The organism is Embleya sp. NPDC005971, assembly GCF_040629175.1.
GTDB lineage: Bacteria > Actinomycetota > Actinomycetes > Streptomycetales > Streptomycetaceae > Embleya.
The window spans coordinates 57,024-71,674 of the sequence record NZ_JBEXUX010000039.1 but is presented as its reverse complement, the minus strand read 5'-3'; the positions used below and the strand labels follow the sequence as shown (position 1 = coordinate 71,674).

Genomic DNA, 14,651 nt, shown 5'->3' with positions numbered 1-14,651 from the left:
TCTTGCCGAATGCCGAATGCCGAATACCGAATGCCGAACGGCGAAGGCCGAAGCGGCAGGGTGGGGTGGGGTGTTCAGGCCGAGTTGCCGGCGGCCTTCGCGGCCTCGGCGATCTCGCGGGCCGCCGCCGGGTGGGCCGGCTGTTCGACCGGCAGTTCGCGGTGCCCGTGTACCAGGTTCAGTCGACCGGCCAGGATGTATCCGAGTCCGGCCAGGAGCAGCGAGTTGAGCGCCGGCACACCGGCCCACTGGTAGTGGTCGCACAACCAGCCGAACACCGAGGCCGCGCTCCACAACACGATCGTGGCGGGCACCCACGAGGGTTCGGTTTCCGGGAGTCGGCCGATCGCGCGGGACGCGTCCAGTTGCGGGCGCCAGCGCTTGGTCACGAAGTACTCGGCGACCATGATCCCGGCGATCGGTGGGGTCACCACGCCGAGCACGGTGAGGAAGTCGGTGAACCGGTCCAGGATGCCGGCGGCGGCGGCCAGGCTGCCGAGCACGCCGATCACGATCGTCACGGCGGTGCGGTTCAGGCGTACGCCGACGGTCGACTCGACGGCGCCGATCAGGCCGAGCGCGGCCGAGTACAGGTTCCAGTTGTTGATCTTCACGGTGGCCGACACCAGGATCAGCACGCCCGCCACACCGGAGGAGGCGGTGATGATGGCGATCACGTCGGACGACTTGACCGCGTAGGCCAACAACACGCCGGCCAGCCCCAGCACGTACTCGCCCAGCGAGATGCCGACCAGGGTCTGCTTGACCACGTCCCCCGTGGAGCGGTTGAACCGGGTCATGTCGGGCGTGGTGCCCGCGCCGACGATGTACGAACCGGCCACGATCGTCGCGCCGGTCGCGATCGATATGTGCTCGCCGAAGGGCGGCGAGGCGACCAGGTCGCCCATGCTGTGCCGGGAGATCTCCACGGTCATCGCCCAGCCGGCCAGGCCCAGGAACGCGGGCACGGTGACGAAGGCGGTCCAGCCCATCGCCCGAAACCCGCGCAGTACCAGGGCGGTGACGCCCAGGCCGGTGATCAGACACCAGCCCCACAGCGGCACGCTCGGCGTCAACGAGTGCAGGCCGGCGGCGAACACCGCGGTCTGCACGCCGAACCAGCCGAACAGGCTGACCGCGATCACCAGGCCGATCAGGGTGGATCCGTAGCGGCCGAACCCGGTCCAGCGGGCCAACACCGAGGTGGTCAGCCCCTCGCGCATCCCGGCGATGCCGACGAAGATGCACACCACCTCCAGGATCACCGAGCCGAGCGTGAACGCCCAGAACGCGCCCCAGAAGCTCAGTCCGGCGCCCAGCGTCGCGCCGAGCAGGAACTGGGTCAGGTCGGAGAGTTGGCCGAAGCGCTGGATGGCGACGTTGAACCACGAGTAGCGCGCGGACCGCGGCACCCGTTCCAGCGGGTAGTCCTCGTCGACACCCGACGCCCCGGGGACGGAGGACATGCGTGCCGCCGGGTCGGCGGCCGACTCGGGGGCCGGTGCGCCGGCGGGCGTTCTGCTGTCTGTGGTCATGCGCTTTCCTCGGATTCCTGGGGCCGGCTCGAATTCCGGGACGGAAGGGGACGTCGGGCAGGGCGAAGCACGGTGCGGTCGGGAGGGAGCCGCGGTTCACCGACAGGGGTGGTGCGCCGCGGATACGTTTCGGGAAGCGGTCACAGGGGCGAGGGTGGGCCCACCGCTCGGGCGCGCAGGCTGAACGTGGGGCCGGGCAGGTACGGGACGGGCACCCGCTCGACCGGGAGGACCACGACCCGGCGCGGATCGGCCCCGGCGCGCACCGCGCTGCGTCGGGCGCCCTCGCGTACCTCCTCCACCGCGTCCGCCTCGGCCGCCTCGCCGGCCCGCACCAGTTGCTCGTGCGCGCCGCCGACCGGGCTGAGGGCGGCACCGAACGCCCCGGCCACCAGGCCGTGTTCGGGCAGCAGCACGTGGGCAGCCGGCGCCGATGTCGCGGCGAGCGCGGCCGAACCGCCGCCGACCACGACCAGCGGCAGCCGGTCCGCGCCGGGCTGCATCCGGTCCACCGCCTCCTCGAACGCGTCCGGGTCGTCGGCCGGGACCCGGATCAGGTCGGGCATCGGGAAGCTCACCGGCACGCCGCCGATGACCAGTCCGGGCCGGCTCTCCTGCGGGAAGCCGCCCGCCAGCAGACCCACCCTGATCCGCCGGGCGCCCACGTCGGCCACCACCGCGTCGCTCAGGCCGGTCAGCAGTCCGGCGCCGCGCAGCGTGCCGGCCGGGCCGCTGCCCAGGGCCAGGCCCGGATGCAGCCGCAGGTACTCCAGCGAGGTCAGCGTGCCGTCGCCGCGGGCGACCAGGATCGTCGCACCCGACAGACCCAGTGCGCCGAGCGCGGCGGTCAACGCGTCGGCCAGGGCCCGGGTGTGTCGCGACAGCGCCGCGTCCAGGACGGTGCTGTTCTCCCGTTCGATCAGGCCCAGCCCGCCCGAACCGGCGGACAGGCCCACGAACACGTCGGTGCCCGCCTCGCGGCGGATGATCTCGGCGGCCCGGTGCTCCTGCGTGTCGTCGATCGGCGAGAACACCCCGGTGACGGCGAACGCGTCGCACCGACCGGCCAGGCCGGCCGCGAAGCGGGCCACCGCGTCCCGGTCGAGCGCGGTGGCATCGGCGGGGGTCAGGCCGGCGCCGCCCTCGACCATCGCGCTGCCGGCGTGCACGGCCAGGCGCAGGTCGGCGGGCCAGTGGGCGAGCGGCGGCACCGCGTCCGAGACCGGCCCGCCGATCCGCAACACGCCGACCCGGGTCAGGCCCTCGCGCCGGGTGACCGCGTGCGCGGCGCCGCGCAGCCCGATCGCCACGTGGGCCACCCGCGGGGTGCGCGGTGCGTCGCGCAACAGGGCGGCGACGGCGGTGCGCACGCTGTCCACGGGATGCTCGGCCGAGGGCACCTTCACCGTGGCAGCCGGCAGCTCGCCCACCAGCAGGGCGCCGTCGGTGTTGGTGGGGCCCACGTCCACCCCGATCGTGCGCGCGTCGGTCATCGGCCGACCTCCGCCCGGTCGGGCAGGTCCAGTCCGAAGGCCGCGGGGCCGCCGAGTCGAAGGCCCGCCTCGGTGTGCCAGACCGGCGCGCAGTCCAGCGCCAGGAGCGTCACCCGAAGCCCGTAGCGCAGCACCTCGACCGGCAGGGCCTCGCCGGTCCTGGTCTCCACCAGCGCGATGATGTCCGGCGTCAGCACGACGGGCCGGCCGTGCTCCAGGACGGCCAGATACTCCGACTGCGCCTCGACCCGCAACAGCCGGCCGGCGTCTCGGCCCAGGCCCTCGACCAGGATCGCGGTGGTCGGATCGGCGACTCGTTCGATCGCGGCGATCTTGCCGGTGACCACCCGGCGGGCCACCGGCGAGGGGTCCTCGGGCACACCGGCGGCCAGCGCCGAACCCACGGCCAGGGCCCGGCGGACCGACCCGGGCACCGCGTGCCGGGCGACCTGGTCGGCCGTCACCGGGTAGTCCGAGCACGCGGCCTGCCCGCCGAAGGCGTCCAGCGCGGCCCGGACCACCCGCTCCAGCCAGGGGCCGTCGGCGTGGTCGACCACCACGGTGCGACCCCGTTCGTCGGCGAGGACGGCGGGAGTGGCCCGGATGCCGGCGAGTTCGAGCACGTTCTGATCCATCCGGGGGAAGGCCCGGCCCATGCTGTCCGCGTCCAACAGCGGCAGCCCCAGTCGGGCCGCCCAGGTGACCGCGACGCAGCCGTTGGATCCGCCGATCTCGCTGGACAACAGGGCGACCGGCGGTCGGCCCCGGACCTGCTCGACCCGATCCCGCATCCGGCGCGCCTCGGCGACGCCGCCCACCCGCTCGCCCATCACCGGGGAGGAACCGACGGTGCCGACCGTCATCACGGTCGCGTCCGCGGGCAGGTCCCCGGGGTGCAGGACCCGCACCGGCCCGTGTTCGAGGATCGCCTGTCGGGCGCCCGCGAGGGTGACCGACGTGGCGCCGCCACCGCCCGAACCCAGGACGGCGCAGCCCCGCGCGAAGTCCGGAAGCAGTCCGGTGTCGAGTTCCATGGGTCAAAGGTACGAACACGCGGCGTATCGGACGTGTGCCACACGCACCCGATCGAGTCCAACATGTGCGGCCGGCACACTTGGCGGCGTGATGGTACTCGCCGAGTTGCTCGGCGGTCCGGGCCTCGACGATCTCGTCGTGGTGGCCGGGCCGACCGACGCCGTGCCGTTGACCGGCGTACGACTGGAGACGCGCGCGGATCGGCTGGCCCACGCGCCGGCCGGGTGTCTGGTGGTGTTGGCCACCCCGCTGAGCGGCTACCGGCTCGACGTGGCGGTGCGCGATCTCGCGGCGGCCGGCGCGGCGGGCCTGGTGCTGACCGCGATCCCGCCGGATGCGCCCGTCCCGGCCACCGTGCTCGAACTGGCCGATCGGGGCCGGGTGGCGATCCTGCACACCGACGGCGACCTGGCCGCGCTGATCCTGGCCGTCGACCGCACGGTCCGCGGCGGCGCCGCCGACGCCCTGGCCCGGGTGGAGGCCGCCGCCCGCGAGGTGCCGCCCGTCGCGGGCGACCCGGAGCGGGTGGCGCTGGCCGCGTCCCGGGCGCTGGGCGTCCCGGTCGAGTTGCGCGCGCCGGAACCTGGCGAGGCGGGCGCGTCCGCGCGCGGGCCGGACGGCGAGACCTGGCTCAGCGCGCCCGACCGGCCGGGGCCGAGCGGGCGGGCCGTCCGGGCGGTGCTCGCCCTGGGCGCCCTGGCCGCGGCGGCCGGTCCGGCCGACGACGTCCCGGTGCGCTCGCGCGGCCAGTTGTTGGCCGAACTGCTGGCCGTGCCCGAGGCGCAGGCGCTGCGTCTGGGCAGCCGCGGCCGGGCCCTGGGGCTCCCGGTCGACAACTGGCATCTGGTCCTGCGGGTGGAGCCGGTCGCGCTGACCGGCACCGACCGCTACCGCCTGCTGGAGAGCGCCGGACCGCTCGCGCTGCGCCTGCTGCGCTCGGCCGGTGTGGTCGCCTGGAACGCCGCGCGCGTCGACGAGGCACTGATCCTGACCCGCTCGCAACCCACCGACCCGGGCCGCGACGGCATGCGCGCCACGCTGGCCGACGCCGGTCGGCTCCTGGCCGCGCTGCGCGAGCGCGGCCCCGACGCGGACCTGCGCTGCGGCGTGGGCGCGGCCCATCGCGGTGTGCTGGGTCTGCGCACCTCCGCCCGCGAGGCGCACACCGCCCTGTCCCGCTCGGCCGGCGGGTTCGGTCCGGTCGCCGCACACGACGCGGCGGGCCTGGACCGCATGCTCCTGGACTGGTACTCCTCCGACGCGGCCCGCGAGGCGGTGCGCGAACTCCTGGCCCCGGTACTGGCGTTGGGCCCACAGCGCGCGGTTCCGCTGCTGCGCACCCTGCAGGCGTACCTCGATCACCAGGGCTCCCCGGCCCGGGCGGCCGACGAACTGCACCTGCACCGCAACGCGGTCACCAAGCGCGTCCGCAAGGTGGGCGAGCTGATCGGCGCGGACCTGGAGGACCCCCAACAACGCCTCGCGGTACAACTGGCCTGCCGAGCGCACCTGATGTGACCACCGGCCGGTCCTGCGCCCGGGAGGTCGGCGGGCTCGGGCAAGTCGCTTGCCCCGCCCGGTGGTTGGCCTGCTTCGATGCCTTGCACGGGCCTCGTGGTCACCGGATACTGACGAGAGGTTGCAGTCCGTGTTCCGTGGGGGCACGTGCTCCCATGCCCGACCGGCGTCGGAGGGGAGAGCACTCGATGGCCAGGGGCGATCTGCGTCGGTTCCACCGCGATCCGTTGGGATTTCTGGAAGACCTGTCCCGCCGTCGATCCACCGACGTCTTCCCCCTCCCGTGGGGCGGTTGGTGCGCGGGCGACACGGATGCGGCGCTGACGGTGTTGCGCGCCCCGGAGTTCAACGCGGGCCTGTCCACCTTCTACGGCAGCCTGCTGCCCTCGCGAGCGGCGCAGATCGAGGTCGGTCACGGCGTGCGGAACCTCATCCGGGCACGATTACCCGAGTATCGGGACAACCTCGCCGAAGCGGTGCCCCGACTGCCCGCCGCCGGGCGTTGGCCGGAAACCGGCACCGCGCTGGTGTACGAGTGCACGGCCGACCTGCTGCTGCATCCGGCCGCGGCACCGGAGCTGCGACGTCTGCTGGCCCGATCCGTGCGCGCCGGCCTGCTGATCCGCTCGCCGCTGATCCGGGAGCGGGCCCGAGCGGAGATCCTGCGCGTCCGGCTCCTGGCCGCGCTGATCCGGCACATCGGGCAGCGCCGCGGCGAAGGCGTCGACCCCAGCGGGCCGTGCGACCTGCTCGACGCCATCCTCGACGCGTGCCCGCCGGAGACGACCGACGACGCCGTGGCCGAACTGTACGTGCTGCTCTTCCGGTCGATCGTGGGAAACGTCGGCTACGCCGTGGCCTGGACCGTACTGCTGGCCGGTCTGCACCACGCGCCGAGTACACCGGGGGCGCCGTGGCCGTGGCCCACCGACCGGATCGTGCGCGAGGCCGCCCGCCATCGTCCGTTCGTCTGGATGGTCGGCCGCCCCGTTCCGCACCCGATGCAATTCGGCGGGGTGGCACTGCGTCCCGGCGAGATCGTGTCGGTCAGTCCCTACCTCCTGCACCACGACGAACGGCACTGGCGCCGGCCCGATGCCTTCGATCCCGAACGCTGGGCGGATCCGGGCGCACGCGGCCCGTATCTGCCCTTCAGCGCCGGCCCGTTCATCTGCGCCGGCGCGGCCGTCGCGCAGACCATGGCCACCGACGCGGTAGCCGCCCTCGCCGCCGACACCCGGCTGACCGTCCTGGGCGGGCACACCCGTCCGATGGTGACCAACGCCGTCGCCCCGCGGGCGTTCACCCTGAGCCGTACCACCGAGCTCCTCACCCGATCGCACGCACCCGAAAGGAGGTGAACAACATGATGGCCGTCATCCGGCGCATTCTTTCGAACGCCCCGCCCGTGATCTGGAACCCGAAGGATTCCTGGGCGTGATCCGGCCCCGACCCGAACGCCCGCACGGCCGAAGGAGACACGCCGTGCGGGCCGTTCGCCGCTCCGCGCCGGCCGGCACCGCGACGGGCCTGCTCCCCGGCCCGGCGGGACGACGAGGACTCCCCCCTTCACTCCCCGGAGTTCAATGATTACTCTGGGGTAGCACTTCCCTCGGTTCCCGCCATCGATCACGCAATCCCTCCGGCAGCGGAGAAGTCCGCTGCCGCCACGAGGAGGTACCCGTGAAACGTAAACGCCTGTCCGTCCTGACCGCCGCCTTCACCGTCGCCCTCGCGATGGTCGCGGTCAACCCCGACTCCGCCGTCGGGGAGAAGGCACCGTCCTCCGCGGATGCCACCACGTCGGCCCAATACAGCGTCGTCGGCGTGCGAACGACCCAACAGCGCACCGCCATCGCCGCGACCGGCGCGGCCGTCGACGGTGTCGAGGACGGCCGCCTGTTGATCACCGCGACCCCGGAGGAGGTCCGGCGGATCAGAGCGCTGGGCTTCACCGTGAACGCGGAGGCCCCGCCCACACCGGGGGGCCTGATCAACCGGGACTTCCCGCCGTCGGACTCCGGCTACCACAACTACGCGGAGATGGTCACCGAGATCGACAAGGCCGTCGCCAACCACCCGACGCTGATCAGCAAGCAGGTGATCGGGCGCTCGTACGAGGGCCGGGACCTGTACGTGCTGAAGATCTCGGACAACGTCGCCGTCGACGAGGACGAACCGGAGGTGTTGTTCAGCCACCACCAACACGCCCGCGAGCACCTCACCGTCGAAATGGCTCTCTACCTGGTCAAGTTGCTCGGCGACGGCTACACCACCGATCCCAGGATCAAGGCTTTGGTGGACAGTCGCGAGATCTGGATCATGCCCGATGTCAACCCGGATGGCGGCGAGTTCGACATCGCCACCGGTTCGTATCGAAGCTGGCGCAAGAACCGACAGCCCAACTCCGGTTCGAGCAACGTCGGTACCGACCTGAACCGCAACTGGGACTACAAGTGGGGCTGCTGCGGCGGCTCCTCGGGCAGCACCGGCAGCGAGACGTATCGCGGCCCAAGTGCCGGCTCCGCGCCCGAGGTCAGGGCCGTGACCGACTGGGTGCGCGGCCGGATCGTCGGCGGCAAGCAGCAGTTGACCGCGGCGATCGACTTCCACACCTACAGCGAACTGGTGTTGTGGCCGTTCGGTTGGACGTACAACGACGTCGTGCCCGGCATGACCGCGGACGAGTACAACACGTTCTCCACCATCGGCCGGGCCATGGCGGCGACCAACGGCTATACCCCCGAGCAGTCGTCCGACCTCTACATCACGGACGGCTCGATCGACGACTGGTTGTGGGGCGACCAGCGGATCTACGCCTACACGTTCGAGATGTATCCCGCGTCGGGCAACGGTGGCTTCTATCCGCCCGACGAGGTCATCGATCGGGAAACATCGCGGAACAAGGCCGCCGTGCTGCACCTGCTCGACTACGCGGACTGTCCCCCGCGTGCGATCGGCAAGACCTGCGGCGGGGATCCGGGCGGCAAGACGTTCGAGAACACCAACGATGTCGCCATCCCCGACAACGGCCCGGCCGTCTTCAGCGACATCGCCGTCACCGGCGTACCCGGCAACGCGCCGGCCGCCCTCAAGGTCGGCGTCGACATCAAGCACACCTGGCGCGGCGACGTGACCGTCGACCTCGTGGCCCCGGACAACTCCGTCTACCGACTCAAGAACGCGAGCGGCAACGACTCCGCCGACAACGTCATCACCACCTACACCGTCGACGTCTCCGGCGAAGTCGCCAACGGCACCTGGCGATTGAAGGTGCAGGACGTCGCCGCCGCCGACACCGGGAAGATCGACTCCTGGAAGGTCACCTTCTGAGCGAAGGCCGCGACGGGTACCCGGTTCCCCGGCTCCCGGTCGCGGCAACCCGGGCCCGACCCGAGTCCATATCGGGTCGGGCCCGGGCGACGCCGGGTGGGCGTCGAGGCCGTGCCCCGTTTGCCGCGGTCCTCCAAGAGGTGAACCATGGAATGAGGATCGCCGCAACCGCACGGACCGGGAGCCGGACGATGTCTGGTCCTTTTCAGCAGTTTCCGCTCGACGGGGGCGCCACCGCGGATTTGTATCTGCTCCGCTACGACCAGGACGGCGGGCTGCGCAGCCCGCTCGCCGAGCAGGAGATCAAGGACCGGCTCGGCGGAGTCGGTGACGTCTTCCTGTTCTCGCACGGCTGGAACAACATCTTCGCGCAGGCCCTCGATCGGTATCGCAACTTCATCGGCGGGTTCATCGCTCAGCGGCAACAGTTCGCCGTTCCGGTGCCGGCGGACTACAAACCCCTGCTGATCGGCGTCGTCTGGCCCTCGACGAGTTTCGTCATGCCGTGGGAGGCGGGTCCGAAGATCGCCGCCGATCCGGACCCGGACGGGTCACAGGCCCGCCAGGTGGAGGAGATGCTCGGCCTGGTCACCGCGTCGCTGGGGGCCGAGGCGGACGCGGAGTTCGTCGAATTGGTGGACGGCCGCTCGGTGATCGACGCCGACGCGGCGCTGCGTGCGGCGCGGATCGTGCTCGGCGCGCTGCGGACCGGGCCCGATCCGGACGACCATTCGGCGCCGCCCGGCGCCGAGGAATTCCTCACCCTCTGGGCGGCCTTGGACGCCGGCGGGGGCGCGGTCGCACCCGCCGATCCGGACGACTTCGGGGTCGCGGGCGGCCCGTCGCCGGGTCTGGCCGTCGCGGGGGGCGGCGGGTTCGATCCGCGCGACCTGTTGCGCGCGGCCACGGTGTGGAAGATGAAGGCTCGCGCGGGTGAGGTGGGCAGCAAGGGAGTGGGTCCGCTCGTGACGCACATCCTGCGCGAAAGCGGGGTCCGGCTGCATCTGGTCGGCCATTCCTTCGGCGCGAAGGTGGTGTTGTCCGCGCTGGCGTCCGCCGCCCCGAGCCGGCCCGCCCGGTCGATGTTGCTGTTGCAGGCCGCCGTCAACCGCTGGTGCTTCGCGGCGGATGTGGCCGGCACCGGACACCCCGGTGGCTACCACTCCGTACTCGACCTGCTGGAGCGGCCGTTGCTGACCACGTTCTCCGCGTTCGACGATCCGCTGACCAAGTTCTTCCATCTCGCGATGCGCGGAAGCCAACTGGGCGAACCGGGCATCGCCGCGATCGGCGATCCCGAACTGTACGGTGCGCTGGGCGGGTTCGGCCCCGCCGGGGTGGAGGGCAGCTCCGCCCGTCGACCCGCGGCCGTGCCCGGCAGCGAACGCTACGACCTGGGCGGCGGGTTGCGGGTGATCGCCGTGGACGGCGGCATCGCGATCGACGGCAAGCCGGCCGTCGGCGGACACGGCGACGTGAGCAATCCGGCGACCTGGTGGGCCCTGCAGGCCCTGGTGCGGCCCGACTGAGCCACGGTCCGCGCACGCTGCCCCCGGTGACGGCGGCCCCGGCGCGCGGCCCGACGGCACGGCCCGAGTGCGAGGAGCAGTGATGGCCGAGGCCCCCATCGAGAGATGGCACCTGGCGGTGCTCCGGGTGCGGCTCGACCCGGCCCGGTCGTCGCCGATCGTGGCGGCCGAACTGGTCGGGTATCCGCCCCAGGGCGCCACGACCTACTGGCGGGGCGAATTCGACGCCGGCGGGTTCGGGCTTGCCGAGGGCACCGAGCCGCCGACCCGCCTCGACGTGCCCGGCGACCTGGTCGAGGCCGTCACACGTTGCCTGGACGCCGACTTCGGGGCGGATACCGCCCTGTGGTTGCGGCTGGTTCCCCCGTACGGCCACCTGGGCGCGGTGCCGTGGGAGCGCGCCCTGGTCCCGGCCACCGGTCGTCCGCTCGTGCGGGTCCCGGATCGGCTGCCGCCGGGCTCCGACCCGGGACGGGTGTGGACCGTGGCCATCGCCGTTTCCGTGGCGCCGAACGCGCCCTGGGTCGCGGGATACCTCTCGTCGTTCGTCTCCGCCCTGCGTACGTGCGTGCCGAGCGAGGTGGATGTGCACGTGTTCATCGATCGCGGCGGCGAACAGGCGTTGCGCACGCTCCTGCACGAGGGGCCGGACGAGGCGCGGGTACATCTGCACGACCCGCGTGACGCCGTGGCGCTCGACCCGTCCGGGTCGCACCGGCCGGATGGCGACGGCGCCCACCCCGCGCCGGGGCGGGTGTCGTGGGGGGATTGGATCGCCGCCGGGCTCGCCGGGCGGGCGGTGCGGGCGCTGCACCTCATCGCGGACGGCGCGTTCGACGGGGACCGCCCGGTGTTGTCGGTGAGCCCCGATCCGGTGACGCCCACCCCGCGATCCGATCGTGCGTTCGTGAGCGCGGACCGGGTGCGGCGCCTGGCCGACCGGGTCGGCGCGTCCGTGTTGTCCTTCGGCTCGTCTCCGGACAATCCGCACGACGCGGCCACCCGGATCATCGCCGACCACGTCGGATTTCGCCGGGCGGGGCCGACGTTCCACAGCGCGTTGCCGCTGGATCCCGCCGGAGACGCCCTGGCCCGGGCACACGCGTTCGTCGCCGGTGCCCCGGGAGCGGTGCCGATACCGCGCGACCCGTCGCTGTTCGCCTACCTCCAGCCGGAGTTCGTGCGCGCCGCGCTGCGCGACCCGTGGCCCGATCCGGACCGGCCCGGCCAGGTCTGGCTCAGCGGGCGGGCGCCGATCGGGGATTCGAAGACCAGCGACGCGATCCTGCCGATGGCGCTCGGCGTGGCCGGCGGCGACGCGATCACCGCGCGCTACGCGGACGCCGATTCGGTGCCGATGTGGGTGGCCTCGTCCACGCGATACATCGAGAACCAGGTGGCCGCGCTGGTCCGCACGGCGGGTGTGCCGGGCGAGACTCCGGCCGCGAAGCAGGCGTACGACCTCGGGGTCGGGCAGGCCATCGCCGAACTGCGCGCCTTGGTCGACCGGCGCATCCGGGAGTCGTGATGCGCACCGTGCTGGGCTTCGAACCGTTCGGCGGCGACCGCACCGTGCTCAAACTGCGGGAGGCGCCCGACACCATCCCGGGGCTGGGCAACAACGAACTCACCGACGTCACCGACCCCGGCGGCCCGATCGCCGCCCGCGGCGAGGCGCTGTTGGAGCGGTTGTGCCGGCATCCGGTGGTGAGCAGGGGGCTGGACCACGTCCTGGCCCAGTCGCCGGCCGGCGGACCCAAGCCGCTGTACCTGCACCTGATCTCGAACCAGGCCGATCAACTGCCCTGGGAGCAACTCCGCTCCGCCTCACAGGGGTTCATCGCCCTCGACGCGCGCTGGCCGATCGCCCGCATCGCCGCCGTGCGCAGCCCCGTCGATCGCCGCACGTTCGGCCCGCCGTTGACCATCGTCGCCGTGCTGTCCGCGGCGCTGCGCAGTGGCCTGCCCCAACTCCGGGCGTTGCTGGCCGCGATCGCGCTGCCCGACGCCCGGGCACTGGGCACGCACCTGCATGTGATCAGCGCCGAACAGGCCGTCCTGGACGCCGTCGCGGCCGACCCGGCGGCCGACGTCACCGCCGAGCCGATGCCCGCGACCGCACCGGAACTGGCCAGGCGGATCACCGCGGCCCGACCGCAGATCGTGCATCTGCTGTGCCACGGCGGGGCCGCCGGTGGTGTCCGCACCCTGGCCTTCGCGCACACCGCCGACTTCGACGCCGGCGAGCCGGTCGGCTCGGTGCAGCTCAAGCTGCCGGACCTGGTGGTCGCGCTGTTGCCGTGCGCACCGTGGCTGGTGGTGCTCGGCGCCTGCCAGACGGCACAGACCTCGGACACGCTCTCGCTCGCCCACGAACTGGTCTCGCAGGGCCTGCCCGCCGTCGCCGGCATGCGCAGGCTGATCGACCTCAACGACACGGACCGGTTCTGCGCCGCGCTGTATCCGGAGGTGCTCACCGCCGTCCGCATCGCCGTCAAGGACGCCGGCGAGCACGAACTCGACTGGGCCTCGGCCTTCACCGCGCCGCGCCAGGCGATGGCGCAGGCCGATCCGACGTCGACCGACGCGTGGTCGGATCCCGTGCTCTACGTGCAGGACGATCCGCTGCGGATCCTTTCGAGTTCCGCGCTCGGGGTCTCCGACACGGCGAACCTCCAGGGGCAACTGGACACCTTCGAACGGTTCCGGGCGACGCTCGATCCGAGCACCGCCGATCCGACCCTGGTGCAGCGGGTCGACGCGCTGATCGCCGAGTTGCGGGCCCGATTGGCGGGTGACCCTCCATGACCCTGCCCGCGGAGATACAGCTCAACGCCTGGACCGGGGACGAGGTGGCGCGGGCCACCACGGACGAGGACGCGGCCCGCTGGGGTGCCGGTCGGGGCGGCATGCCGCGTTCCCAGGCCGTGTTGCCGTTCGGTCCGCCGGTCGATCCGCGCGACTGGCGTTCGGCCGACGTCGGTTACGGGATCCTGCTCCCGGACGATCGGGAGGCGAATCTGTCCGATGCCGCGAAGGCGGCCGGCGAGGACGCCCCCGCACCGATCCGCGAACTGCTGGCGGCCCGGCCGGACACCGCGGTGCTGCGCTGGAGCCCGGACCTGCCCGACCACCTGCTGCGCCGATACTTCGCGCAGGGCGCACCCCAGGAACCGGCCATCGGGTTGTCCGAGTTCGGCACCGGCCGCGGCCGGCTGCCGAAGTACGTGGCGATCGTCGGCGGCCCCGAGGTGATCCCGTGGTCCGTGCAGTACACCCTGGGCACCCGGCATCTGGTCGGCCGCATCCCGCTGTCCGGGGAGCCGCTCGCCCACTACGTGCATGCCCTGCTGGCCGATTGGAGCGACGCGCCGGCCCACCCGGACCGGGCGCTGAGCTGGACGGTCGACCACGGACCCACCGACATCACCGCGTTGATGCGCGCGGTGATCGCCGCACCGCTGGCGGCTCGGCTCACCCCGCCCCCACTCGCGCGGTTTCGCGACATCACGGCGGCCGAGGCCACCGGCGCCGCGCTGCCGGCCGCCCTGGCCGAGATCCGCCCCGGACTGCTCGCGACCTCCAGCCACGGTCGGACCGGACCGTCGGCCGACCCCGCCGAGATGCGCGCCACGCTCGGACTTCCGGTCGACGGCACACACGTCACCGTGCCACTGACCACGCTGTGCGACGCCATCCCCGGTGGCTGCGTGTGGTACGCCCAGGCGTGCTGCTCAGCCGGCGCCGCCGGGGAGAGCTTCTACGCCGGGCTGCTACCGGTCGGCAGTTCGGCCCTCGCCACGATCGAGGCCGTCGCCGGTCTGGGGACGATGGTGGCCCCCGCGGCGCTGGCACTGCTCGGCCGGGAGGACCCGGTGCGGGCCGTACTCGGGCACGTCGAACCCACCTTCAGTTGGACCCTGCAGGTCGAGGACACCGGCCAGGGACTCGGCGGGCGCCTGGTCTCGGCCCTGTCCACCCACCTGTTCGCGGGCGAGCCGTTGGGCCTGACCCTGGCCGAATACCGGGCCGACGTGGGCGAGTTGCACACCCGCTGGGCGCGGCTGCGGGAACTGCTGGCGGGCGGCGACACCTCGGTCCGCGAGACGTTGACCAGACTGCGGGTGTCGGCGCTCGACCGACAGAGCCTGGTGCTGCTGGGCGACCCCACCGTGGCCCTGCCCGCGCCGGCGCCCGACCACCCGTGA

The 14,651-nt window shown here is 72.9% G+C and carries 10 protein-coding genes and 1 pseudogene; 8 read left to right on the top strand and 3 right to left on the bottom strand.

Annotated elements, in window-relative coordinates:
• Window positions 1-74: 74 nt before the first annotated feature.
• From ABZ374_RS29715 to ABZ374_RS29705, 3 genes are all read right to left on the bottom strand, one after another.
• On the bottom strand, window positions 75-1,535 hold the full coding sequence (locus ABZ374_RS29715; protein WP_360316618.1) for a cytosine permease: 1,461 nt from the start codon (window positions 1,533-1,535) through the stop codon (window positions 75-77).
• 140 nt (window positions 1,536-1,675) lie between these two features.
• A complete protein-coding gene (locus ABZ374_RS29710; protein ID WP_360316616.1) occupies window positions 1,676-3,028 on the bottom strand; it encodes a hydantoinase/oxoprolinase N-terminal domain-containing protein in 1,353 nt (450 codons plus the stop codon).
• Window positions 3,025-4,062: a DUF917 domain-containing protein gene (locus ABZ374_RS29705; RefSeq protein WP_360316614.1), complete on the bottom strand. Its 1,038-nt coding sequence runs from the start codon at window positions 4,060-4,062 to the stop codon at window positions 3,025-3,027. Before ABZ374_RS29705 ends, ABZ374_RS29710 begins: the two co-directional genes overlap by 4 nt.
• A 91-nt stretch (window positions 4,063-4,153) precedes the next feature.
• Between ABZ374_RS29705 and ABZ374_RS29700 the strand changes: the two genes are divergently transcribed.
• From ABZ374_RS29700 to ABZ374_RS29665, 8 genes and pseudogenes are all read left to right on the top strand, one after another.
• Entirely contained in the window at window positions 4,154-5,581 is a 1,428-nt protein-coding gene (locus ABZ374_RS29700) for a helix-turn-helix domain-containing protein (RefSeq protein ID WP_360316685.1), read from the top strand.
• 188 nt (window positions 5,582-5,769) lie between these two features.
• Window positions 5,770-6,942 carry a cytochrome P450 gene (locus ABZ374_RS29695; RefSeq protein WP_360316612.1) on the top strand — a complete coding sequence of 391 codons (1,173 nt, stop codon included), beginning with the start codon at window positions 5,770-5,772 and terminating at the stop codon, window positions 6,940-6,942.
• A 376-nt stretch (window positions 6,943-7,318) separates the two neighbouring features.
• A pseudogene (locus tag ABZ374_RS29690) lies at window positions 7,319-8,545 on the top strand (M14 family metallopeptidase); the annotation flags it as partial.
• Window positions 8,537-8,914: a proprotein convertase P-domain-containing protein gene (locus tag ABZ374_RS29685; RefSeq protein WP_360316683.1), complete on the top strand. Its 378-nt coding sequence runs from the start codon at window positions 8,537-8,539 to the stop codon at window positions 8,912-8,914. The pseudogene ABZ374_RS29690 and the gene ABZ374_RS29685, both read left to right, overlap by 9 nt.
• 191 nt (window positions 8,915-9,105) lie before the next feature.
• A complete protein-coding gene (locus ABZ374_RS29680) occupies window positions 9,106-10,443 on the top strand; it encodes a hypothetical protein (protein WP_360316610.1) in 1,338 nt (445 codons plus the stop codon).
• Window positions 10,444-10,525: 82 nt separating this feature from the next.
• Window positions 10,526-11,971, top strand: coding sequence for a hypothetical protein (locus tag ABZ374_RS29675; RefSeq protein WP_360316608.1), 1,446 nt, complete (start codon window positions 10,526-10,528; stop codon window positions 11,969-11,971).
• Window positions 11,971-13,251 (top strand): CHAT domain-containing protein, encoded by a 1,281-nt coding sequence (locus tag ABZ374_RS29670; protein ID WP_360316606.1) that lies wholly within the window; start codon window positions 11,971-11,973, stop codon window positions 13,249-13,251. Before ABZ374_RS29675 ends, ABZ374_RS29670 begins: the two co-directional genes overlap by 1 nt.
• Complete coding sequence (locus tag ABZ374_RS29665) at window positions 13,248-14,651, top strand: hypothetical protein (protein ID WP_360316604.1); 1,404 nt, start codon at window positions 13,248-13,250, stop codon at window positions 14,649-14,651. The genes ABZ374_RS29670 and ABZ374_RS29665 overlap by 4 nt, the downstream gene beginning before the upstream one ends.

Coding starts and splice junctions, on each gene's coding strand:
- ABZ374_RS29675 (WP_360316608.1), top strand. CDS start 10,526: ATGGCCGAGGCCCCCATCGAGAGATGGCACCTGGCGGTGCTCCGGGTG.
- ABZ374_RS29710 (WP_360316616.1), bottom strand. CDS start 3,028: ATGACCGACGCGCGCACGATCGGGGTGGACGTGGGCCCCACCAACACC.
- ABZ374_RS29670 (WP_360316606.1), top strand. CDS start 11,971: ATGCGCACCGTGCTGGGCTTCGAACCGTTCGGCGGCGACCGCACCGTG.
- ABZ374_RS29705 (WP_360316614.1), bottom strand. CDS start 4,062: ATGGAACTCGACACCGGACTGCTTCCGGACTTCGCGCGGGGCTGCGCC.
- ABZ374_RS29715 (WP_360316618.1), bottom strand. CDS start 1,535: ATGACCACAGACAGCAGAACGCCCGCCGGCGCACCGGCCCCCGAGTCG.
- ABZ374_RS29700 (WP_360316685.1), top strand. CDS start 4,154: ATGGTACTCGCCGAGTTGCTCGGCGGTCCGGGCCTCGACGATCTCGTC.
- ABZ374_RS29665 (WP_360316604.1), top strand. CDS start 13,248: ATGACCCTGCCCGCGGAGATACAGCTCAACGCCTGGACCGGGGACGAG.
- ABZ374_RS29695 (WP_360316612.1), top strand. CDS start 5,770: ATGGCCAGGGGCGATCTGCGTCGGTTCCACCGCGATCCGTTGGGATTT.
- ABZ374_RS29680 (WP_360316610.1), top strand. CDS start 9,106: ATGTCTGGTCCTTTTCAGCAGTTTCCGCTCGACGGGGGCGCCACCGCG.